This is a genomic window from Nocardioides acrostichi (genome assembly GCF_015319165.1).
Classification (GTDB): Bacteria; Actinomycetota; Actinomycetes; order Propionibacteriales; family Nocardioidaceae; genus Nocardioides; species Nocardioides acrostichi.
The window spans coordinates 1-22945 of the sequence record NZ_JADIVZ010000018.1; the positions used below are offsets into that span (position 1 = coordinate 1).

Annotated in this window: 19 protein-coding genes and 3 tRNA genes; 6 read left to right on the top strand and 16 right to left on the bottom strand. The window is 71.2% G+C overall.

Annotated features, from left to right (window positions below):
• Positions 1-142: 142 nt before the first annotated feature.
• The 3 genes from ISG29_RS20115 to ISG29_RS20125 all read right to left on the bottom strand — a co-directional run bounded on the left by ISG29_RS20115 (position 143) and on the right by ISG29_RS20125 (position 442).
• Positions 143-226, bottom strand: a tRNA-Glu gene (locus tag ISG29_RS20115).
• A 28-nt stretch (positions 227-254) separates the two neighbouring features.
• A tRNA-Glu gene (locus ISG29_RS20120) sits at positions 255-338 on the bottom strand.
• Between the two features lie 28 nt (positions 339-366).
• Positions 367-442: transfer RNA gene (locus ISG29_RS20125), tRNA-Glu, on the bottom strand.
• A gap of 164 nt (positions 443-606) precedes the next feature.
• On the opposite strand from ISG29_RS20125, the gene ISG29_RS20130 reads away from it, so the two are divergent.
• A complete protein-coding gene (locus ISG29_RS20130; RefSeq protein WP_194505245.1) occupies positions 607-828 on the top strand; it encodes a hypothetical protein in 222 nt (73 codons plus the stop codon).
• Between the two features lie 58 nt (positions 829-886).
• Entirely contained in the window at positions 887-1987 is a 1101-nt protein-coding gene (locus tag ISG29_RS20135; RefSeq protein WP_194505246.1) for a LacI family DNA-binding transcriptional regulator, read from the top strand.
• A 19-nt stretch (positions 1988-2006) separates the two neighbouring features.
• On the opposite strand, the gene ISG29_RS20140 is transcribed toward ISG29_RS20135, so the two are convergent.
• Positions 2007-2954: a hypothetical protein gene (locus tag ISG29_RS20140; RefSeq protein WP_194505247.1), complete on the bottom strand. Its 948-nt coding sequence runs from the start codon at positions 2952-2954 to the stop codon at positions 2007-2009.
• Positions 2955-2958: 4 nt separating this feature from the next.
• On the bottom strand, positions 2959-4980 hold the full coding sequence (locus tag ISG29_RS20145; RefSeq protein ID WP_328829997.1) for an acetoacetate--CoA ligase: 2022 nt from the start codon (positions 4978-4980) through the stop codon (positions 2959-2961).
• A 45-nt stretch (positions 4981-5025) separates the two neighbouring features.
• On the opposite strand from ISG29_RS20145, the gene ISG29_RS20150 reads away from it, so the two are divergent.
• The 3 genes from ISG29_RS20150 to ISG29_RS20160 all read left to right on the top strand — a co-directional run bounded on the left by ISG29_RS20150 (position 5026) and on the right by ISG29_RS20160 (position 9062).
• Positions 5026-6522 (top strand): flavin-containing monooxygenase, encoded by a 1497-nt coding sequence (locus ISG29_RS20150; RefSeq protein WP_328830000.1) that lies wholly within the window; start codon positions 5026-5028, stop codon positions 6520-6522.
• Positions 6523-6604: 82 nt separating this feature from the next.
• Positions 6605-8209 carry a sensor histidine kinase gene (locus ISG29_RS20155; RefSeq protein WP_194505248.1) on the top strand — a complete coding sequence of 535 codons (1605 nt, stop codon included), beginning with the start codon at positions 6605-6607 and terminating at the stop codon, positions 8207-8209.
• Positions 8210-8243: 34 nt separating this feature from the next.
• Positions 8244-9062, top strand: a complete 819-nt coding sequence (locus tag ISG29_RS20160) for an SGNH/GDSL hydrolase family protein (protein WP_194505249.1) — start codon at positions 8244-8246, stop codon at positions 9060-9062.
• A 63-nt stretch (positions 9063-9125) separates the two neighbouring features.
• Here ISG29_RS20160 and ISG29_RS20165 read toward each other — a convergent pair whose 3' ends face one another.
• Together ISG29_RS20165 and ISG29_RS20170 are read right to left on the bottom strand one after the other, a co-directional pair.
• Positions 9126-10475 (bottom strand): MFS transporter, encoded by a 1350-nt coding sequence (locus ISG29_RS20165; protein WP_194505250.1) that lies wholly within the window; start codon positions 10473-10475, stop codon positions 9126-9128.
• Between the two features lie 192 nt (positions 10476-10667).
• The gene (locus tag ISG29_RS20170; protein WP_207793415.1) at positions 10668-11627 is read right to left on the bottom strand and encodes a type IV toxin-antitoxin system AbiEi family antitoxin domain-containing protein; all 960 of its coding nucleotides are present in this window, start codon (positions 11625-11627) and stop codon (positions 10668-10670) included.
• 144 nt (positions 11628-11771) lie between these two features.
• Between ISG29_RS20170 and ISG29_RS21785 the strand changes: the two genes are divergently transcribed.
• A complete protein-coding gene (locus ISG29_RS21785; RefSeq protein WP_194505252.1) occupies positions 11772-14027 on the top strand; it encodes an SEC-C metal-binding domain-containing protein in 2256 nt (751 codons plus the stop codon).
• 90 nt (positions 14028-14117) lie between these two features.
• On the opposite strand, the gene ISG29_RS20180 is transcribed toward ISG29_RS21785, so the two are convergent.
• From ISG29_RS20180 to ISG29_RS20220, 9 genes are all read right to left on the bottom strand, one after another.
• Complete coding sequence (locus tag ISG29_RS20180; RefSeq protein WP_194505253.1) at positions 14118-14900, bottom strand: enoyl-CoA hydratase-related protein; 783 nt, start codon at positions 14898-14900, stop codon at positions 14118-14120.
• Between the two features lie 44 nt (positions 14901-14944).
• Complete coding sequence (locus ISG29_RS20185) at positions 14945-15196, bottom strand: hypothetical protein (RefSeq protein ID WP_194505254.1); 252 nt, start codon at positions 15194-15196, stop codon at positions 14945-14947.
• Between the two features lie 56 nt (positions 15197-15252).
• Positions 15253-15939 (bottom strand): dihydrofolate reductase family protein, encoded by a 687-nt coding sequence (locus tag ISG29_RS20190; RefSeq protein WP_194505255.1) that lies wholly within the window; start codon positions 15937-15939, stop codon positions 15253-15255.
• A gap of 304 nt (positions 15940-16243) precedes the next feature.
• Positions 16244-16531 carry a hypothetical protein gene (locus ISG29_RS20195; RefSeq protein ID WP_194505256.1) on the bottom strand — a complete coding sequence of 96 codons (288 nt, stop codon included), beginning with the start codon at positions 16529-16531 and terminating at the stop codon, positions 16244-16246.
• Positions 16532-16536: 5 nt separating this feature from the next.
• Positions 16537-17145 (bottom strand): rhomboid family intramembrane serine protease, encoded by a 609-nt coding sequence (locus tag ISG29_RS20200; protein WP_194505257.1) that lies wholly within the window; start codon positions 17143-17145, stop codon positions 16537-16539.
• 1083 nt (positions 17146-18228) lie between these two features.
• Positions 18229-18555 (bottom strand): hypothetical protein, encoded by a 327-nt coding sequence (locus ISG29_RS20205; protein WP_194505258.1) that lies wholly within the window; start codon positions 18553-18555, stop codon positions 18229-18231.
• Positions 18556-18783: 228 nt separating this feature from the next.
• Positions 18784-20022 (bottom strand): O-antigen ligase family protein, encoded by a 1239-nt coding sequence (locus ISG29_RS20210; RefSeq protein WP_194505259.1) that lies wholly within the window; start codon positions 20020-20022, stop codon positions 18784-18786.
• A 25-nt stretch (positions 20023-20047) separates the two neighbouring features.
• Positions 20048-21229 carry an acyltransferase family protein gene (locus ISG29_RS20215; protein WP_194505260.1) on the bottom strand — a complete coding sequence of 394 codons (1182 nt, stop codon included), beginning with the start codon at positions 21227-21229 and terminating at the stop codon, positions 20048-20050.
• A 504-nt stretch (positions 21230-21733) separates the two neighbouring features.
• Positions 21734-22900 (bottom strand): nucleotide sugar dehydrogenase, encoded by a 1167-nt coding sequence (locus tag ISG29_RS20220; RefSeq protein ID WP_194505261.1) that lies wholly within the window; start codon positions 22898-22900, stop codon positions 21734-21736.
• Positions 22901-22945 lie beyond the last annotated feature (45 nt).

Below are 22945 nucleotides of genomic sequence, written 5' to 3' on the forward strand. Positions count from 1 at the left end.
TATCTATCCGAGGAGTCCATGGCCCTGCTCGCCGACACCATGGATACTGAACACCGTGCCGCCATCAACAGCGGCGAGTAGGGCACCGAGGACCACCTCAAAGCCCACCACCCAACGGGGCTCTGTCCGCGGACACGGGGCGTGGTACCCCCAACCGGATTCGAACCGGCGCTACCGCCGTGAAAGGGCGGGGTCTTCGGCCACCCGCCCGCTAAACGATGGGGGCCCGGCCCCACCCACGCGGACACCGGGCGTGGTACCCCCAACCGGATTCGAACCGGCGCTACCGCCGTGAAAGGGCGGGGTCTTCGGACACCCGCCCGCTAGACGATGGGGGCCCGGCCCCACCCACGCGGACACCGGGCGTGGTACCCCCAACCGGATTCGAACCGGCGCTACCGCCGTGAAAGGGCGGGGTCCTGGGCCGCTAGACGATGGGGGCCGGATGCGCGTGCCGCATCTTACGCACCGCAGGAGGGCCGCCTCCTCATCCCGCCCCCGCACCGCGCCCCGCACCGGTGTCAGCAGGCTCACACCGCCGTCACGTTGACCGGTAAACCCACGCCTCGGTAGTTTACCGGTATAGAAACCCAGAGAGGAGTTCCCATGAGCTACGAGTCCCTGCCCTACCTCATCGGCCAGTCGGCCGTCCGTGACCGCGCCACGAGCGCGCAGCCGGGCGCTCCGGTGGTCGACGACGCACCTCACCGCACCCTCGCCGGCCTCGGCGCTCGCGTCGCGACACTGCGCGAGCACACCGCCGAAGGGCTGCGCAACGTGGCAGGGTGGGTCGAGCCGCGGCACCAGCCGCGACACAGCACGACCTGACCCGGCTGCCCTCAGCGGGGTGTCGTCGTGCCGATCCGCCTCGAAGGAGCACGGCGACATGGCGAAGGTGACGCTGCAGTCCGTGGCCGATGCCGTGGGCGTCAGCCGGATGACGGTGTCGAACGCCTTCAGCCGCCCCCAGAAGCTCTCCGCCGACCTGCGCGCTCGCATCATGGCCGTCGCCGAGGAGATGGGCTACATCGGCCCCGACCCCGCGGCCAGGGCCTTGGCCAGGGGCCGCACCGGCACCGTCGGACTGCTCATCACCGGGCGCATGAGCGAGGTGTCCCGTGACGCCGTCGCCACCGAGTTCATGGTGGCCGTGGCCGACCGGCTCGCCGACCACGATCTGGCGCTGACCCTGCTCAGCGCCGGCCTCGGCGTCGATCGCGAGGGCGACCACGATGCCGTCGTCCCCTCACGCGATGTGCCGATGGACGGCGCGCTGGTCTACGTCTGCGAGGTCGACTCGGCCGACCTCGCCTGGCTCCAGAAGCGCCGGCTGCCGCTGGTCACGGTCGACCAGGAACCGCTCGACGGCTTTCCGGCCGTCAACGTCGACGATCACTTCGGTGCCGCTGCGGCCGCCCAGCACCTGGTCGACCTCGGCCACCGTCGGGTCGGGCTGCTCTCGCTCGAGCCGATCGGACCGGCCGACCGCTTCCAGTCACCCGCCGCCGACCGGTTCGCGGGCTGGCGCGAGGCCCTCGAGGCGGCGGGCATCGAGCCGACCGTCGCCCTGGCCGACTACCAGGATCTCGAGGCGATCCGCGCCGCCGCCGTCGGACTCCTCAGCGCCGACCCGCGCCCCACCGGCATCCTCTGCTTCTCCGACGTGCTCGCGGTGCAGGCGATCCGCGCGGCCGAGAGCCTGGGGCTCACCGTGCCCGACGACGTCTCGGTGGTCGGGTTCGACGACAGCTCGCTGGCGGTCTCGGTGCGCCCCACCCTCACCACCGTGAGCCAGCCGGTCAGCCGCAAGGGCGAGCTCGCGGTCGAGGAGCTCATCGCGCTGATGGCCACCGTGCGCGAGCGCGCCGACGAGCAGCCCGGCAGCAAGGGCGCCGCGGCGCCGACCCCCACCGCCGACGAGCCCGCCCGTACCGTGCTGCCCACCGCCCTGGTCGTGCGTGACTCCACGGCCCCACCACCGCAGTAGTCGGAACCGAGAAGGGCGCTCAGCCGAGCAGTTCGGTGCGCCGCGCGGCGAGCGTGGCCAGCTCTGCGTCGAGAGCCGTGGCACGCCGCACCAGCTCCTCACGGGCCCCGAGCACGGCCCGGCGCGCCCGGGCCACGCGCTCGCCCGCCTCCGAGATCCGGTTGCGCACCGCCCAGTCGCTGAAGATGTTGTCGAAGAACACGTCGAAGGTGCGGGCGAGCTGGGTGACCTCGACGCCGCCGACCGCGGCCATGCCGACGTCGGCCAGTTCGGCCGAGAGCCGGCGCAGCGCCTGGTCGGCCGCAGCCATCCGCGCCTGGGCGCGGTCCATCCGGTCGTACTTCGCCATGTCGGTGAGCATCCCTCCGCCACCGAAGGTGTCCCAGGCGGCCCACCCGCCCGCGGACTCCAGCATCCGGCCCGCCTCGCCCAGCGCGGCGAGCGCGGCGTCGGCGGCCTGGAGCGCCTCGATCGTCTCGGTGCGGGTCGACGCCGCGGTGCCGAGATGTTGCGCCACGTCGTCGAGCTCGGCTGCCGCCGGGTGCCCGGTGGTGGCCATCCACTCCTGCTTGGCGACCCGTGCAGCCTCGAGCTGCGCGCTCACGTCGCCCAGTGCCGCGCGAGCAGCCTCGGCGGCCGACCGCTCCGCGCGCGCCTGCTGCACTCGCTGCTCGGCGACCGCCGCGCGGTACTGCGCCGCCTGCTGCTCGGCGCGCTCCCGGTCGAGGTCAGCGTCGCGGCTGCCGCGCAGCGCCGCCCAGATGCGGGTGGGGCTGAACGACTCGAGCTTCTCGACGTCGGCGCTCTCGCTCGCCAGCTCGCGCCGGGCGGCGTCGAGCGCCGCCGACGCCTCGACCACGGCCCGGTCGGCTCGATCGATGCGCTGGCCCAGCCGGGTGTGGTCGGCCACGGCCTCGCGTGCCGACGCCAGCGCCGCGGTCACCTGCTCACCCGAGGTCTGCACCATCGGGTCAGCCTAGTGGCGCGTGCGCCTCCGGGTCGGCCAAGGCGGCGAGCTCGGCCAGGGCGCGGGGGTCGTCGAGGGCTCCGGCGGAGGCGACATCGGCCGGGTCGGCACCGCGCAGGATCTTCTTGACCGGCACCTCGAGCTTCTTGCCCGACAGCGTGCGAGGCAGGGCGCGCACGACGTGCAGGGTGTCGGGGACGTGCCGCGGAGAGAGTCGCGAGCGCAACCGCCCGGCCACGAGCGACCGCAGCTCGTCGGCGGCCAGCGCCGTGCCGACGTCGGTGAGCGAGACCAGCAGCACGAGCTCGCCGGCGTCGCCGGCATCGCTCTCGAGATGCACGACCAGGGAGTCCTTGACCTCGGGCAGTTCCTCGACGACGCGGTAGAACTCCGCGGTGCCGAGCCGCACGCCGCCGCGGTTGAGCGTGGCATCGGAGCGACCCGTGATGACCAGCGACCCGCGCTCGGTGATGCGCACCCAGTCGCCGTGGCGCCACACCCCGGGGATGTCCTCGAAGTAGGCCGCCCGGTAGCGCGAGCCGTCGTCGTCGCCCCAGAAACCGACCGGCATCGAGGGCATCGGCGCGGTGATGACCAGCTCGCCGACCTCACCCACCGCCGCACGCCACTGCCCCGAGCCGGGCGCCGGCTCCACGAACGCCTCGACGGCGATGCCGGGCAGCCGTGCCGAGATCTCGCCCTCCCACACCGGGGTGAGCGGGGTGGCGCCGACGAACCCGTTGCACACGTCGGTCCCGCCCGAGAGCGACCCGATCTGCAACCGTCCACCGGCCGGGCGCACGGCCTCGTCGACCCAGGCGAAGCCCTCGGCCGGCAGCGGCGCGCCCGTGGAGCCGAGCCCGCGCAGCCGTGCGAGGTCGACGTCGGCTGCGGGCGTGAGCCCCTCCTTGCGGCAGGTCATGAGGAACGGCGCCGAGGTGCCGTAGTAGGTCAACCCCGCGGAGGCGACCAGCTCCCACTGCGACATCAGCGAGGGCCACGCCGGGTTGCCGTCGAAGAGCACCACGGTCGAGCCGACCAGCAGCCCGCTGACCAGGTAGTTCCACATCATCCAGCCGGTGGTGGAGAACCACGAGAACCGGTCGGTGGGGCCGAGGTCGGTGAAGAGTCCGATGGCCGAGGCGTGGCCGAGCATGATGCCGCCGTGGCCGTGCACGATCGGCTTGGGCAGGCCGGTGGTGCCCGAGCTGAACAGCACGTAGAGGGGGTGGTCGAAGGGCACCGGCTCGAACTCCAGCTCCGCGTCGGCCGACCCCAGCTCGCTCCACGGCACCGCCCCCTGCGGCCCGCTGGAGGCGGCGTCCAGGTAGGGAAGGTGGACGACGGCCCGCACCGACGGCACCGCGGCGAGCACCTCGCTCACCTCGGCCGCCCGCGAGACCGGCTTGTCCCCGTAGCGGTACCCGTCGACGGCCAACAGCACGCTCGGCTCGAGCTGGCCGAGCCGGTCGACCACCGACTGGGTGCCGAACTCGGGCGCCACCGAGCAGAAGACCGCACCCAGCGAGGCGGCGGCCAGCAGGAACACGAGTGTCTCGCCGATGTTCGGCGCGTAGGCGGCGACCCGGTCGCCGCGGCCGACCCCGAGCGAGACCAGCCCCGCACGCACCCGGGCCACGTCGGCGCGCAGCGCGAGCGACGTCCACGACACCTCCTCGCGCGACTGCGAGTGCGACACGACGACCACGTCGTCGTCGGCGCGGCCGGGCAGCGCGAGCATCGCCTGGGCGTAGTTGGTGGTGACGCCGGGAAACCAGACCGCCCCGGGCAGGGAGGCGTCGGCCAGCGCGACCGACGGCTCGGCCGACCCGGCGGTGACCGGCAGGCCGCACTCGCGCCAGACCGCGAGCCACCAGGCGTCGAGGTGCTCGAGGGTCCAGACCCGGAACTCCTCATAGCTCGCGAAGTCGCCCAGGCCCGAGGCCAGCCGACCCAGCCGGGAGGCCGACCACGCACCGGGCTCCCACAGCACGCGGGGGTCGCCAGTTCGGGTGTCTGTCGTCACACCCCCAACGTAGACCCGACCGCCGACACCGGGCAGGCTGGCTCCGTGGCATCGACCAGCACGACCCGAGCAGTGACCAGAGCCGTGGTCATCGGCGCCGGCTTCGGTGGCCTCGGCACGGCTCGTGCGCTGCGCGCGCAGGGCGTCGAGGTGGTGGTGCTGGAGCGGGCCGACGCCATCGGCGGCGTCTGGCGCGACAACACCTACCCCGACGCCGCCTGCGACGTGCCCTCGCCGCTGTACTCCTGGTCGTGGGCGCCGAACCCGGAGTGGCCACGGCGCTACTCCAAGCAGCCGGAGATCCTCCACTACCTGCGTCGCACCGCCGCCGACGAGGGCCTCACCGACCTGGTGCGCACCGGCCAGGAGGTCGTCGGCGCCACCCTCGACGAGAGCACCGGCACCTGGCACATCACCTGCGCCGACGGGTCGGCCTACGACGCCGACCTGGTGGTCAGCGCGGTCGGTCAGCTCTCGAACCCGGTGATCCCACCGATCCCGAGCACCTTCGCCGGCCCCACCTTCCACTCCGCGCAGTGGCGCCACGACGTCGACCTCACCGGCCGGCGGGTGGCCGTGATCGGCACCGGCGCGAGCGCGATCCAGTTCGTGCCGGGCATCGTCGAGGCGGTCGCACACCTCGACGTGTTCCAGCGCTCGGCGCCCTACGTCGTCCCGAAGCCCGACCAGGAGTACGGGCCCCGCTACCGCCGGCTGCTCCAGCGCGGCCTGCTCGACCTCGAGCGGCGCGGCATCTTCGGCCTCTCCGAGCAGCTCAATGCCGCGTTCACCGGGGGCACCCGCCGCTCCCGCGTGCTCCTGCGCGGCCTGCGCCTGGCCTGGCGTGCGCACCTGCGCCGCCAGGTGCCTAACCCCGCGTTGCGCCGCACGCTCACCCCCGACGCCGAGATCGGCTGCAAGCGCATCCTCTTCTCCAACGACTGGTACCCCGCGCTGGCGCGCGACCACGTGGCCGTGCACACCTCGGGCATCAGCCGCATCGAGTCCGACGGCGTCCGCACGGCCGACGGCACGCTGCACCCGGCCGACGTGCTGATCTGGGGCACGGGGTTCGCCGCGACGTCCTTCCTCGACGGCATCGAGGTGCGGGGGTCGGGTGGGCGCACCCTCGCCGACACCTGGGCGCAGGGCGCTCGGGCCCACCTCGGCGTGATGGTGCCGGGTTTCCCGAACCTGTTCGTGGTCTACGGACCCAACACCAACCTCGGCGGCTCCTCGATCATCGCGATGATGGAGGCGCAGGCCGCCTGGATCGCCCAGGTGGCGGCCCGCCTGGGCGAGGGCCGGCTGGCCGACGTCCGCCCCGAGGCCGAGCGACGCTTCGACGACGAGACGCAGTCGCGGCTGGCGACCTCGACCTGGGCGACCTGCGAGAGCTGGTACCGCGACGACTCGGTCGGCCGCATCACGACCAACTGGCCGGGCACGGTGCGTGAGTACCAGCGGCGCACGGCGCGCGTGTACTGGAACGACCTCGCGTGGCGGTCCGCACGGCCGGAAACGTCTCCGGAGGGTGCGTGATCCGGCGCATTCGCGCCTCGCTCACGGCGGTTTGCTCCGATTTCACCCCGCCGGGCGAGGATTGGGCCACACTGGCCGGGTGATGGGATCACGGGGGGACGTCCGCGAGCGCACGGGCACCTGGACGCCCTGGACCGTCGCCGGTCTGCTCGTGCTCGCGACCGCCGGCCTGCTGCTGCGTGCCGGCCTCTACGTCGGCGTCTCGCCGGCTTTCCTGCCCGCCTTCTTCACCCTCGTCTTCGCCTGCGACATGATGACGGCCGCCGCCCTCGGTGCGCAGTTCCGCAACGGCGGGAGCCCCCGCCAGCTCGTCGTCGCCGCCGCCTACGCGTGGTCGACGACCATCGTGGCGATGCAGGCTCTGGTGTTCCCCGGCGTCGTCACGGCCACCGGCCCGCTGACCAACCTGCCCAGTAGCGCACCCTGGCTCTGGACCGCCTGGCACGTGGGGTTCCCGCTGCTGCTCGGCCTCGGGCTGGCGCCGTGGCCGCGCGGGCTGCACGCCCGGCTCGAGGCGACGCGGCATCGTGGGCGCCTGCTGCTGGCCACCTTCGCCGTGGCGGTGGGTGCGGGGCTCGGCGTCGGCCTCTTCGCCGCGTACGGCGCCGCGCACCTGCCCACGATCATGGTCGACGGCGACTACACGACCCTGACCCGCGTGTGGGGTCCGTGGATCGTGCTCGTCAACGTCGGCTCCCTCGTGCTCGGCATCGCCGGCACCGTGCGGCGTCGGGTGCGCGGCCTCGAGACCTGGGTCGTCGCCGCCCTCGTCTCGACCAACTGCGACGCCCTGCTCGTGCTGCTGGCCCGCGACCGCTTCACCCTCGGCTGGTACGGCGCCCGCGCGATGGCCGTCTTCGCCTCGGTGGTCGTGCTGGCCGCGGTGTTGCGCGAGTCGGCTCTGCTGCACCGCCGGCTCCAGGGGGTGGCCCAGACCCTGCGCGCCCAGAACGACGAGCTGCGCGAGGCTCAGGCACTGCGCGAGCACCTCATCGCGGTGGTCTCCCACGAGATGCGCACCCCGCTGGCCGGGGTGCACGGCTATCTCGAGATCGTCGAGGAGGAGTCCGACGGGCTCGCCCGTGACATGCTGCGTCGCAGCCTCGTGCTCACCCGGCGCCTCCAGCTGCTCTCCGAGGATCTGCTCACCGTCGCCAGCCGGGGGCGCGCGCTGAGTCTCCAGGCCGAGCCCGTGGACGTCGAGAGTGCTCTCGCCGAGTGCCTACGCGGCTTTCCCGACCTGGCCGCCACGTCGTCCGCCTCGCCGGGTCTGCGGGTGCAGGCCGACCCGCTGCGACTCCAGCAGATCCTGGCCAACCTCGTGCGCAACGCACAGAAGTACGGTGCCCAGCCGATCACGCTCAGCGCCGAGTCCGACGCCGCCGCCGGCGTGGCGCACCTCAAGGTGACCGACGCCGGTGAGGGCATCGACCCGGAGCTGGCCGAGCGGCTGTTCACCCGCTACGCGCGGGGCGAGGGACTGGGCCAGCACGGGTCGGGTCTGGGGCTGGCCGTGGTCAAGGATCTCTCCGAGGCGATGTCGGGCGGCGCCTCCTACGACGTCGCTGCCAATGTCTTCCGGGTCACGCTGCCGCTGGCCAGCACGGTCGTGTCCGACGAGCAGTCCGGCGGCGTCACGGCGTCCCGGACGACGCCGCTCGAGCCCGCCGAGGACGCGCTCCCCTAGCCATCCCGGGCGTCACTCTCACTAGGATCAAACCGTGGCCACCAACCAATCCCGCCCGATCGCCGTCGCGGGCGTCGTGCTCCTGGCGCTCGTCGTGATCGCCGGTACGGCCTACGGCTGGCGGCACTGGAACGACGAGATCGCACAGGCCACCGACGAGCCGTCGACCGTGGTGGCCACGGCCTCGGACTCCCCGACCGACGAGCCGTCGGAGTCCTCCGAGCCGTCGGAGTCGCCCACGAGCGACTCCACGCAGGGCTCGCAGGAGAAGAGCGTCTTCGAGCCGATCGAGGCGACCGCCGGTCGCGACGAGCCGGTGGTGCTCGTGGTCGGCGACCGGTACGCCGACGGGCTCGGCGCCACCTCGAAGGACCAGGCCTGGCCCGAGCGCCTCGCCCGCCGCTACGGGTGGACGGTGCAGGTCTCGGCCGGGCCGTCTCCCTCCTACCTCGGGTCGACCAGCAAGCCCGGCACCCTCGACTTCCTGTTGCTGCTCGTGCGCCCGAAGGATGTCGACCCCGACCTGGTGATCATCGAGGGCGGCTCCATGGGTCCGGGCACCGACGAGGCGCTCACCCAGGGCGTCACCACGCTGGCCGACGACCTCACCTCGCGGCTGCCCGACACCCCGGTCGTGGTCGTCACACCGTTCGGCGCCACCGGCGGCGAGGCCGCCGCCCGCGAGAAGGTCGTCACGAAGGCGTGGCGCGGCTACCCGACGGTCGAGATCGTGCGGCCCTCGGTCAAGGGCTGGGGCGACCTGCCGGACGTCGACGGCGGCACCGGCGACGAGGGGCACCGCACCATCGCGGAGAACCTGGGCACGGCACTCGAGCAGCTCGACCTGGTCTGACCCGCTGGCCCCGGCAGCGGTGAGCCAGCAATCTTCTCGATCCCAAGTCCACGAAACGGTTGCTCACTCACCGCCGACCCGGCCGGCCACGACCTCGGCCTGCACCCCGCGCCCGCCACGCACCAGCGGGGCCAGGGCGGCCAGCCCGACGAGCGGCAGCACCGCCAGCAGCGAGAGTCCGGCCGGCACGCCCCAGGTGCCACCGATGCCGCCCACCACCGCCGAGCCGATCGAGCCGCCGGTCATGAACACCAGCGTGGCCACGCCCAGCGCGACCCCGCGCACGTCGGAGGTCACGGCTCCGCCCACCGCCGCCGACATGGCGGGCTGCCCGAGCAGGAACGCGAACGTCACGAGCACCACGGCCACCGCGATCACGGCGGCCACGTCGACCTGCGCGCCGAGCGCAGCCACGAGCATCGCCGCCGACGCACTCACGGCCGAGATCGCCAGCGCGCGCGACGAGCCGACCCGGCTCAGCAGCGGACCCGTCACCCGCGGCACGACCGCCGCCACCAGCGCCGAGGGCACCAGCAGCAGACCGACCTGCCACGCCTCCCACCCGTCGGCCGACAGCACGGCGGGCGCCGCGATGAGCAGACCGAACCAGGCAGCGGGCACGGCCGCGGCGGCCAGCGCGCTGCGCACCACGATGGGGTTGCCGATCACCTCGGTGGGCAAGAACCCGCCCGGACGCCGCCGCACGTGCCACACGATCGCCGGGGCGCCGAGCAGCATCAGCAGTACCCCGACCCCGGCCACCACGGCGCCGGTCGACGGCGACTGGAGCAGCAGCACCAGGCCGGCCGCCGTCCCGGCCACCAGCACCGCGCCGCGCACGTCGAGGTCGGCGCCGGACCCGTCGGCGGTCAGCACGTGCCACACCAGCGGCAGCACGAACACCCCGAGCGCCGGGATCACCAGCACGGCACGCCATCCGGCCGCGGCCTCCGCGGCGCCGCCCATGAGTGGGCCCAGGCACGCGATCACCGCCGACGCCCCCGCCAACCGCCCCAGGGCGAGGTCGCGCACGCTGCCGTCGTACCGGCTCGACAGCGCCGCCACACCGAGCGTCGGCACCGCGGCCGCCCCCGCTCCCTGGAAGGCCCGCGCCACCAGCAGGACGCCGTAGCTCGGCGCCGCCGCGGCCGCGATCGCGCCGCCGGCCATCAGCCCGACCCCCACGAGCAGCGGCAGCCGGATGCCCACCAGGTCGGAGACCCGCCCGTACACCGCGGTGGTCACCGCGAGCAGCAGTGCGTAGAGGCTGATCGTCCACGTCGCCTGCCCCACCGACACCTCGAACGCCTCGGCGATCTGCGGCAGGGCCACCGCGGCAGACGCCGACCCGCTGGCCGCGAGTCCGAACAGCACTCCGAGCAGGGTCGAGACGCGGCGGGAGTCGGTGGGCATGCCGAGCCCAAGGCCCGGCGTCGTCTGGTTGTTCCCCGACGGGCATGAAGGTCGCGATCCTGGTCCACCTGGTGGACCGAGATCGCGACCTCCCGAGGCCTCCGGGGTGCGCACGTGGGCGGCCGAAGCCCGGCGCGCCGTCGGCGGTGGGTAGGTCGTGATCTGGGTCTACCGGATGGACCGCGAACGCAACTAGAGGGCTGCGTCCAGGCAACGGGGGCAGCGCCGCGGCTCGCCTGGCCAACCGCCGCGCCGCAGCACGGTCGCCACGGCGGCGGCGCTGGCGCAGGGCTCGTCGAGCACCTGCCGGTACCCCAGGCGCACGGTGGTGGCCTCTCGGTGGACGACGGCCGCCAGGTCGCGGCCGAGGTCGCGCGCGTGGGCGCGTGACGAGCCGTGGAAGGCGGTCCCGTCGAGCTCGACGATGAGCCCGTGCTCGGTGAGGTCGACGTCGCGCACCACGGTGGCACCGTCGAGACGGTCGCGCTGCTGCCGGCGTCCGCGCGGCAGGCCGTGCGGCTGCTCGACGTCGTCGCGGTAGCGCCGCTCGAGCACCGAGCAGGTGCCCGAGGCGAGGTCGTCGAGCAGGCCCAGCAAGACCACCCCGCGCCGCAGGCGCCGACGCCCCAGAGCGGCCTCACGCAGGCGCTCGACCGTGGTGCGGCCGGTCTGCACGAGGTCGGCGAGCACGTGCAGGGCGTCTGCATCGGAGCGCGCGCCGGCCGCGACGTCGACCGCCGCCTCTTCCACACGCAGCCGTGGCGGCCCTCCGCCGCTGTGCTGTCGCGCAGCTAGGTGGGCCATGCGGTGCACGCGCACGCCGGACGGTGCCTTCACCGAGCGGTGCAACCCGATGCCCACGTGGATGACGGGATGCGCGCTCGCCGCGGGCAGCGCCGACTCGCGCACCAGCAGCCCACCCGTCGCGAGCGTGGCGGCCCAGCAGCGCTGACGGTGGCTCGGCTCGCCGGTGTGGTCGACGTACACACCCGGGTGCATCGTGGCCAGCTCGCGTCGGCGCAGGAGGCGCTTGAGGTCGTGCGGCGCGAACCCGGCACCCAGCAGCTGTCGGCGCGACACCACGCCGTCCTGTTGCTCCAGCAGCGCGCACAGGTCGGTCTCGCGGTCGGTGCCGGTCGGCGTCGGGCTCACGCTCAGCATCGTGGGCGAGGAGGGGAAAGACCCGCCACCACCACCACCCGGCGCCTGTGGACAACGGCTCTGGGTCGCGATCTGAGTCCACCCGGTGGACCCAGGCTGAGCGCCGACGAGATCGCGCGCGGCTACCTCACGCTGGTGCCCGATGCGGTCGCGATGGCCATGATCACCGACGGAGGCGGCCTGGGTGAGCTGGTCGACGGCTCGACCCTGGTCGAGGCGATCCCTTCTCTGGACGCCGACATCGTGGCCGAGCGTGGCATCGAGGTCGCCGACGGCGACGAGCCGCTGTGGCTGCTCGACCCGACCGCACTGGCCCCCTCCGTGCCGGATTGCCTGGTCGGCATCACGGTGGTCTCGGGGCGGTTCGAGATCCTGGCCGTCGAGGAGCCCGAGGTTCCCGCAGAACTCGCGCTCCGCCTGCGCGACATCGTGGTCGAGCACGGCGGCGACGGTGCGGTGCAGATCGGGGCGCTGGTCTGGCAGGCCTGCGCCGACGATCCGGATCTGTTCACGCGACCCGCCCCGCCCCTGAGCGAGCTCATCGCGGCCGGCGATCTGGTGCGCGCCGGTGAGTTCGTCGGGCCGCCGGGCTTCGACTTCGCACGCTCGCGCCTGGAGTCGCGCGCAAGAGGCATCGCCGCACGCTATGACCTCGACGACGACCGCGCGCTGCTCGTGGCGATGTTCGCGCAGGCACACGCGCAGTTCGCCGCCGTGATCGAGGCCGAGCGGCTGAGTGACGACAACGTGCCGGTGATCGGTCCCGACCCGGCAGCGGTACGAGAGCTTCTGGGCGAGCTGGCGGACCCAGAGGTGGCCGAGCTGCTCGCCGTCGAAGTGTTGGGCGCGACCCGCGAGGGTGCGGCGGCCCTCGGGCTCATGGCCGAGACGTACGAGCCGCAGGCGCCGCGTGGGGCGCGGGCGAACCTGCGCTGGCTGCGCGGCAAGGCGCTGGAGCGACTCGGTTCCGTGCTCGAGTCGGAGGCGCACTACGAGGAGGCGCTGGGACTCGACTCCGATTGCCGGATGGCCCTCTTCGACCTCGCGCGGATCGCGAGCGATCGCGGCAACGCCGAGCGCGGACTCTCACTGCTCCGACGCGTCGGAGCAGCCCCGGACGACGGCCTGGTGACACTGCTGGAGAGCTTCCGCACCGCCGAGCGCACCGACATCGGGCGCAACGACCGCTGCTGGTGCGGTTCGGGCCGCAAGTACAAGGTGTGCCACCGCGGTAGAGAGGTTCAGCCGCTCGAGGAGCGGGCGGCATGGCTCTACCAGAAGGCCGCGGCGTTCCTCCACGACGGCCCGTGGCGGTTGGCCGCGCTCGAGCTGGCCGAGATCCGCGCTGAGCATTGGAGCGGTGCCGACGCACTCTGGGAAGCGTTGAACGACGGCCTGGTCGGCGACGCGATTCTCTTCGAGGGTGGGGCGTTCGCCGAGTTCGTCGAGCAGCGCGGCGTGTTGCTGCCCGCCGATGAGCTGTTGCTGGCTCAGCGGTGGCTGCTCGCGGAGCGGTCGCTGCACGAGGTCGAGTCGGTCACGCCGGGCAGCGGCTTCACGGCGCGCGACGTGCGCACCGGCGACCGGTCCGACGTCCGCGAACGCACGGCCAGCCGGAGCCTCGAGGTCGGGGATCTGGTCTGTGCGCGCGTGGTGCCGGCGGGCGAGACGACGCAGGTCTTCGGCGGGTTCGAGCCGGTGGCGCTGCACCAGCGCGACGCCCTCATCGCTCTGCTCGATGCAGACCCCGAGCCGAAGGAGGTCGTGGCGTTCCTCAGCGCTCGCTTCGCGCCGCCGACGCTCCAGAACACCTCCGGCGATGCGCTGGTCTTCTGCGAGACCACCTTCGCCGTGGGCGACCCCTCGGCGCTCATCGCGCACCTCGACGCCACCTACGGGACGGGCGAGGACTCCGACGAGGGGTTGCGCTGGCACGAGTTCGTGGTGACCCAGGGCATGGAGCGCGTGGCGGCCACGTTCACCCTCGACGGCGCCGAGTTGCTGGTCGACACCAACAGCGAGCGGCGTCACGAGCAGGTGCTGGCCACGCTCACGTCGTCCGTGCCGGAGCTGAGGATGCTCGACGACTCACGCCGGTCGGCCGCCGACATGATCGCGGCCCTGGACGACGCCCCTGACGCCGCGCCAGCTGCCGCTCCCCCGGTGCCGCCCGAGGTCGCGGCGACGATGGCGCAGGTCATGGAGCAGTACGAACGCTCCTGGCTCGACGACTCCATCCCGGCCCTGGGCGGCGTGACGCCGCGCGAGGCCGCGGCCGATCCCACCCGTCGTCCGGACCTGATCCGGCTGCTCGACTCGTTCCCGGACGTCGACGCGGGCGATCTGACCCGGATGAGCGCGACGCGGCTCAGGGCGGCGCTGGGCCTCTAGGGCGTGCGCCGGTCGAGTAGCGGGCGCCAGCGACGTACGTGCGGTGGTGGAGCCGCGAGGAGCCTAGGCGACGAGCGCGTCGAAACCGCCTCAGCCCTGGAACGCGGGCTTCTCCTTGGCGAGGAACGCGCGCACGCCCTCGTGGAAGTCGGGGCCGGTGTAGACCTCGCGGAGCCGCTCCTCATCGCCCGGCGGAGCCGCCTCGAGCGTGCCGGCACGGGCGAGCAGTTGCGCCTTGGTGGTGCGCAGGGTCACCGGGGAGAGCGCGGCGAGGCCGTCGAGCAGCGTGGCCAGCTCGGAATCGAGCGCCTCGGCGTCGTCGCACACGCCCATCACCGCGCCGACGGCGTAGGCGCGATCGGCGGTGATCAGGCGGGAGGCGAGCAGCATCTCGCGGGTCAGCGATTCCCCGAACACCGACGAGCAGCGGTACACGATGGGGGCACCGAGCGCGTTGCCCAGCGTGCGCGCGATCGGGTAGCCGAAGCGGGAGTGCGCGGTGGCCAGGCGCAGGTCGCAGTGGGTGGCGACGGCCAGTCCGCCGCCGACGCACACGCCGTCGACCGCCGCCACGGTCACCTGGGGCAGGGCGTGCAGTTTCTTGAGCAGCGCGAAGATCCACTGCTCGTAGGCGACGGCGTCGGCCTCGAGGAAGTCGCTGATCTCGTTGCCCGCCGCGAACGCGCGCCCGCCGGCACCACGCAGCACGACGACGCGTGCGGTGGCGTCGCTCGCCAGGTCGTCGCACAGTTCGTGCAGGCGTGCGTACATCGCCTTCGTGAAGGCGTTGTGCTTGTGCGGCCGGTCGAAGGTGACCGACACGACCGCGCCGTCACGCTCGACGCGCAGCTCTGCCTCGGGGTGGCTGGTCATGCGGCTCAGACTAGGCAGCGGCGCGGACGGCTGGTCCGGTGGGATCAGTGACGCCGCGGCGCGATGAGCCAGGAGGCGCGCGCTCCGGCGGCACCGAGCCCGGCGAGACCCGCCAGGTCGGCACCGGTCAGCCCCATGCTGGGGCCTACCACCCACAGCACTTCACCCTCCACGGGGCCGTTGACGGCGAGCCACAGCACGGAGACGAGCGCCAGCGCCACGACCCCGAGCCAGCGGGTGAACGAGAGGGTGGCCGCGGCGAGCACCAGCAGCGAGAGGACCAGGGCCGGCGTCACGCCTCAGATCCTCTCTCCCGGGGCGCGCACACGAGCCCCGCACACGTCCTGCGTGGTCAGCCGCCGAGGCTCCAGCGCCCGAGCAGGGTGCCGTCGTCCTCGAGCAGCAGGCGCAGCGCGAGCGGGACGTCGAGGGGGGCGCCTTCGGTGATGCGCGGGTAGGCGCCGGCGACCAGGCGCGGCACCGTGGTGCCGGTGAGCTCGTCGACGCAGCCCTGGAAGACGAGGTCGCGCAGCAGGTGCGGGCCGCCCTCGCAGAGCTGGGAGGTCCAGCCGCGGTCGGCGAGCGTGGTCTTGAGCTGGGGCAGGTCGACCCGGTGCGAGCCGAGGATGAGCACGTTCTCCTCGCCGAGGATCTCACTCGCGGTGGCGAGGCCGTCGGAGCGTGAGCAGGTGGCGAGCAGCACCTGGCCTGGGGCGGCGTCGCGCAGCGACTCCGGCACCTGGGCCTTGCGGCTGACCAGCACGATGGGGGTGCCCTCGATGGGCGCGTACTTCTCGGCCTTGGCGGAGCCGGCGCCGACGACGATCACGTCGGCGAGCTCGCGCAGGGTCGAGAACACCCGCTGGTCGGCGGGGTTGTTGATCGAGGCGCTGCGGGCGTCGTCGCCGGTCGCGGACCCGTCGACCGTGCTCACCATGTTGCCGCGCAGGAACGTCTGCCCCGTGGGCACCGCGTAGAGCGCCTTCAGGTCGTCGTCGGTGACGTGGTCGTTGGGCTCGGCACCGGTGAGCACTCGCATGGGAGCAGGATCGCACCCCGCCCGCACGCCGCACCGGGCGGGGCCGCGGTGCGTAGTCAGATCGGGTGGTGTGCCACTGCTGGTCCAGACGGGTCGTAACGAGCCATTTCCCTTGCAGACATGGAGAAACGCGCCCTCCTGCGGCAGAGTTGGCCCTGGAGGCACGGACCTCCGCTATGGGGAGCGACCGCCGTTTCGCGGAGGGCGAGTCGCGTGGCCGGTGCTGGGGGGTGCCGGCGTCGGTGGGTCGGGCGCATGCGCTGACCCACCGGCCCCGCCGCGCCCGCGCGAGACGGCTCGCGTGCTACCGCCAGGCCCGCCATACACCGACCACGGCCCCGCTGCCCAGCAGCCAGACCAGCAGCGCGGGCACGTCGAACATGTGCAGCCCGTGGCCCGCCGACATCGTCACGAGCACCGGCCCCGACCACTCCGGCGGCAGCAGCAGCACCATGACCGTGAGGATCGAGAGGCAGGCCTCCATCACGATCAGCCACACCCGCATCACCTCGCGCCGCGAGGCGTCGTCGCCGCGTTCCGTCAGCGGGGAGCCGGACGCCGGCCGGGTGCGCGGTTGCTCGTCGGTCGCCACGCCGCTCACCACCCGCCGTAGGACGGCACGCGCTCGCGGCGCTCACGGCGTCCGAGCGCCACAGCGGCGAACGCGCCGCCGACGGCACCGAAGAAGTGCGCCTGCCACGACACCCCCGGCGCTCCGGGCAGCACGCCGAGCAGCACGGAGCCGTAGGCCACGAACAGCACCAGCCCCACGAGCAGCTGGCGCCAACTGCGGGAGAAGAAGCCACGCAGCAGCAGGTAGGTGAGCCAGCCGAAGATGAGTCCCGAGGCGCCGACCGTCACGGTGTAGCTGGGGGCGATCAGCCAGACCCCCAGCCCGGAGACGGCCCACACGATGATCGTGGCCACGACCCCGCGGGAGATGTCGCCGACGAGGACGGCGAAGAAGAGCAGGCCGACGAGGAACGAGTTGCCGATCAGGTGGCCCCAGCCCGCGTGCAGGAGGGGGGCGAAGAGCACCCCGGAGAGCCCGGCGAGGGTGCGCGGCCGGATGCCCTCGCTGTCCATCACCGTCGGCGTGCTCTGGTCGGCGAGCTCGATGACCCACAGCAGCGCCACGAACCCCAGCGAGATCGCGAGCGCGGTCGGCCACGTGCCAGCGCGGCGGGTCTGCTGGGTCAGGCTCATGCGGGCAAGCCTAGGCGGGCGGTGTTTCGTCGGTCGTCGCTTCTTAACTGCGGCCAGGGAGACGCTCGAGATGTTGCGGCCCCGCTGCCGGCCAACAACCACTCGGCGGCCATCCCGGCATACGAGTCACTCAGAGCCGCCGTCAGCGCCTACCGGAGGTTAAAGGCAGCATCGCCCCCTTTGTACCCGACTCCAGCCCGAGGCTGACTCTTTGGCGTGACGCGAGGTCGGGGCCCGCAGCACTACCCGGTGCTATTCACGAAGGGGCCATCGGGCAGCAGACTTTCGCCGCCGAAATCCCCCACACGCTCAAGGCGGAACAGCATCTGACGGTTCTGACACCCAACTTCGTTCACGAGTCCCTGCGATTCTTAAGGACGACGAGGTCGCGACCGCGTCGAGGGCCGAGTAACGAGCGCCAGCCATAATGCGGAGAACGTCGCTGGTGGCACCTACGCCAAGCCTGCTCTTTCGGCGGCCTATGCCGCGAAGCCCGAGAACGCGCAGCGGGCAGTTGGGGAGGACTCTCTCACCATCCGCGCTCGCAAGGGTGGACTGGCGGGAGACGCGGCGATTGCGGACATGATTGCGCGTGTCGGGTCCACCGGACTGGGACGTGCGCTTCTTGACCCAGGCGAGTACCTCGTCTCTAGCCGGGTCGACTTTCCCGCCGGCCTTGAGGTCGACTTCGGAGGCGCTCGGGGCCGGGCCGTCATCAAGGCCGCCACTGGGTTCACCGACAGCCACGTCGTCCGGCTCGCCGGGTTCGGGTCACGCCTCCGAAACGCCACCATCGACTGCAACGACCGGCCAGGCGTCTCTGGGGTGCTGATCCACGAAGCTCAGGAGCAAAGTGGACTGGACGAGTTCCTCATCAGCAACTACATGGCCGCCGCCATCGATGTGCGCACAGACGCTGGCGGCGCCTTCACGCCACAGAACTACGTCATCACGCACGGCGAGTGCTACACGTCGGCCTCTCATGACGGCACCACGCCATCTATGGTCATCCGAGGCGCCGCTCCCATCGACATCAACGACATCACCTTCAACGTCAAGAGCCTCTTGGACCTGCCCGCCGGCTCAGTGGCTATCCGAGTCCTGTGCGGCAAGGTTCCGATACGCAACATCCACATCGAGCATCACGAGACTGGAGTCGAGTTCGGCAACGACACGCTGGGGATCCACGCTACCGACGCCGTGCTCGACCAGTTCAACCTTGATCGCGGCGTGAAGTACGGAGTCACCATCAGCACGGGGACGAGTGCCTTCGACCTTCGCAACATCTTCAACAAATCCACCGCCAACCTGGGCGCGATCCGCGAACTCGTCTCGGGCGGCTTCGGCGTCCTGCCGGGGGCCTCGTATCAGCAGGTCACCGCGTCGGGCGGCGGCTCGGGGCCTGATCATCGTTGCTACGGGCGGGAGCGGTGGCAAGAACCAACTAGCCAACCTCAAGGTCAATGGCGAGCTCGCACCCACCGGCGATCTAAAGCACACCGGCACCAAGGCGGGCTTCAGAGGCGCCACGCCCATCCAGGCCCCCACGGTCTCAGGTTCGCGTGCTGGCAACGCAGCCCTGGCCAGCGTGATCAACCAGCTGGTGGCGCAGGGACTATTGATCGACGGAACCTCTGCCTAGACCGCGATCTTGTCATCGCTCTCGCGAGACTGGCGTCGCACGCGGCCCTGAAGCGTTGGGCCCACCTTCTGCGCAGGAAGCGTCGGCCGCGAAAGCGACAGCCCCACCATCGTGGCAGCAGGAAGCACGTCAAGGATCGAGATGATCAGGTTGTCCGTCAACGACCCAGACATCAGCGCGAGCATCGAGATGAGCGCGCCAAGGTGGCACGCCTTGTCGACCGGATCCGAGGCCGCACGCCACAGCTTGTAAGCCAGCAGAACCAGGGTCAGCGCTCCAACTGACCACAAGACGACGCCAACGTAGCCCGTGTCGTGCAGGAGCCGCAGGTACTCGTTGTGGGGATGGTCCTGGCCGGTGAGCGCCGGAAGGTACTCCGAGATCGCCCCAGGGCCCCATCCCAGCAAAGGATTGGGGGCTTGGTGGAAGTGCCGGAGCGTGATCTCCCACAGCAGGTCTCGACCCGAGGTGTTTACCTTGACGCCCAACAGGGAGCCGTTGTCGCCGCCCACGAATCTGTCTCGGACAGCCGGAATGCGAGTGAGCGCGACGTAGCCGGCGATCGCCACTAGGACTAGCCGGATGCCCAGGCGAATGGCGGCACGCGTTCCGCCGGCGCTCAGCGAAGGGATGAGCAGCAATCCCGCGCCGATGACCGCCGGAGTCCGGGACAGCGACAGAACTATGGCCGCCATGATCGCGTACATGACCCAGGGCCGAACGTTCCCGTAGGCGATGAATGGAACGATCACGCACATCGCGAAGAGGCCGCCCCACCCGGTGCCACGAGCACCGTGAAAACCTTCGATCAGCCCCGGCCCGGTAGCCAACACCAGGACCACGTAGCCGATGGCTGCGACCAGCGCGAGGCGCGTGGTCCACTTGACGAAGATCTCTGGGGTTCCTCGGCTCGAGGCGGCGGACACGGCCGCTGCCGTCAGCGGGAAGAGCCAGTAGACGATGACGTTCTGGACGCCATCGGTGGTGACGCCACTGACCACTAGGACACTGGTGGCCCAGATGGGCAGCAGCCACACAGGCCAGGGGACCATGCGCCTCATCAGCGCTACCGGCTCACGGTTCGGAGAACTCCGATCCTCGCGCATGAGCGCTTTGGGAAACATGAAGACGGCGGCGATCAGTAGCAGGATGGTCAGAGGGCCTTGTAGCCCGGCGCGCGCCAAGGTGTCCTGCACTAGCAGCATGAACGCTGCCGCCGCCGCCAGCAGCGGCACCCGAGCCCTGGGAGCTGGGGTCGTCTTAGCCATTGAGTTGGGGTTCCGTCCTCGGCGATGACAGCTTGAATAGGGCGAAGAAGCGACGGCGCACACGCGTGGTCTGCCGCTCGGTGGCCAGTGAAAACACGTAGGCCATCAACATCACCGCAAGGCAGAGAGCCACATAGGCCACCCAGTGGGCGGGGGTCGAAGCCCAACGATCGCCAGCACTGACCCCGAACACGGCGATCCCAAACACCACAATCGGGAGATGCACGGCGTACAGCGAGTAGGAACTGTCCGCGTATCCCGAAGCGCGGCCGAGCAAGCCGCCCCCGGAAGGCTCCCGTCTGATCGCAAAGTCGTTGAGCAGAAGTACCAGCAAGACCGTGGTGACCACAGCGACTCCATAGTCCCGGACGATGAGAGGGCCTGCGCCGGCACGAGCCACGACGGCCGCCAGCAGGACCGCGAAGCCGACCGCGCTCTGCGCGGCAGCCAACGTCAGGCGACCGAGCTTGTGCAACCTCGCCTGGAGTGCACGCGCGGCCATGGCCACTCCGACCCCCATGCACCACATCGGGAAGTAGGCCACAATTCTGGGCCCGACGAAGAGGCAGACGGCCAAGAGGACGGCGAGGTGCACCCACCGGCCTCGTCCGATCACGGCCAACGCAAGCAGCGGGAACATGACGTAGAACCAGAACTCAAAGCCGATCGACCAGAGGGCCGTGTTAGACCCCAGCGGCGGCACGTGGACGGTTTGCAGGAACGCGGCATTGCCCAGGAAGTCCCAGACGCTGTCGTTGGGCGCCTCGGAAACCACCTGCTGGTGATAGGCGGCGTCGGCGTTGTACACGGATGCAGCTGGGAACAGCGCGCGGCCAACCCGGTCGAGGATGAGGGTGAGCACCAGGGCGGGCAGGAGCACCAGCCAGAGCCTGATGAGTCGCTGAGTGCCGTACCGACTCCATGAGAACCTGCGACGCTTGGTGTCGCGTATGACCGCGCCGCCAACCCAGAAGCCCGAGAGTACGAAGAAGACGATCACGGCTTGATGGCCTAACGAGGTCACTCCATACAGAGCGAAGTTGACGAGCGTGTGGGGCACATCGTCATAGTCCTTGAACAAGAGGACGCGAAAGTGGCTCGCCAGGACGGCCACTGCTGCGACAGCTCGTAGAAGGTTGACCGCATCGTTCTTGTTAGAGCCGTCCGCTAGCACGGCAGAACGATACCGATCTCCGCCGCGATCGCTAGGGCGAGAGTTTACTTCGGGACGCTGTCGATGCCCTCACGCCCAGCACTGAACCGGTCTGCCGGGCCCACTCTGCCTCGAATGAGCCGTTCGGCCGGGAAGGACCAGAACTCCCGAGGTCACGCCGTGGGGTGATGAGCCTCCCCGCACCAGGGCGACCGGATGACTCTTGAGGCAAAATTGTCATGGGGTTCGTCGGGCACGTAGCGGCACCCGTACACCCCCTCGAATACGGCATCGACGACGCGTCACGAGTTGCAAACGGCCAAGCTCGACCTCCCGCTCGACGCTGCGAGAGCGACTTCGGCAGATGGGCCTGGCGGAGCCATTGATCGTGAGCACGGTGGGCAGCCTGCCACTCAGGCTCGAGGCGAGCCGGGCGATCACTTGTCGAACTTCAACGCAAGAGACAGGGGTTTCTTGCCGAAATATGAGTGCTCTCAGGCCGCCCCTGACGATCTCTGGGGCACGCTAGTCCCTTCCGAACATGTCGCGGGTGTAGACCTTCTCCTCGACGTCGAGCAGCTCGTCGGCGAACCGGTTGGCGATGATCACGTCGGCGCGGGCCTTGAAGTCGGCGAGGTCGCGCACGACCTCGGAGCCGAAGAAGTCGTCGTCGTCGAGGCCGGGCTCGTAGACGAGCACGGGCACGCCCTTGGCCTTGATCCGATTCATGACGCCCTGCACGGAGCTCATCCGGAAGTTGTCGGAGCCCTCCTTCATGACCAGCCGGTGGATGCCTACGACCGACGGCTTGCGGCGCAGCACGTCTTCGGCCACGAAGTCCTTGCGCGTGGTGTTGGCCGAGACGATGGCGGAGATGAGGTTCTGCGGCACGTCGGCGTAGTTGGCCATGAGCTGGCGGGTGTCCTTGGGTAGGCAGTAGCCGCCGTAGCCGAAGCTCGGGTTGTTGTAGTGCGTGCCGATGCGCGGGTCGAGGCTGACGCCGTCGATGATCTGCTTGGTGTCGAGCCCGTGCAGGGCGGCGTAGGTGTCGAGCTCGTTGAAGTACGCCACCCGCAGCGCCAGGTAGGTGTTGGCGAACAGCTTGATGGCCTCGGCCTCGGTGGGGCCAGTGAGCAGCACCGGCACGCGCGGATCCTCCGCTCCCTCCACCAGCAGATCGGCCACGAGCTTGCCGTCGTAGCCGTCGTCTCCGACCACGATGCGCGAGGGGTGCAGGTTGTCGTAGAGCGCGCGACCCTCCCGCAGAAACTCCGGGCTGAAGACGACGCTTTGCCCCGGGTGCTCAGCCCGCATGCGCTCGGTGAAACCGACCGGGACGGTCGACTTCACGACCACGACGGCGTCGGGGGCGTGCTTCGCCGCGGCCCTGATCACGGCCTCGACGGAGGAGGTGTCGAAGTAGTTGGTACGGGTGTCGTAGTTGGTGGGCGTCGCCACGAACACCACCTCGGCACCCGTGAGTCCGGCGGTGGTGTCGGTCGTGGCACGCAGGTCGAGATCGCAGGTGGCGAGGTACCGCTCGATCTCGGGGTCACGCAGTGGGCTGAGGCCCCGCTGCACGAGGTCCACGCGGCGCGGGTCGATGTCGATGGCCCGCACCGCGTGACGTTGGGCGAGCATGACGGCGTTGGCGAGCCCGACGTAGCCGATTCCGGCAACCGTGATCTCCATGACCCTCAGGTTGAGCAGCACGGATGGCCAACCGCCCCAGGCGAG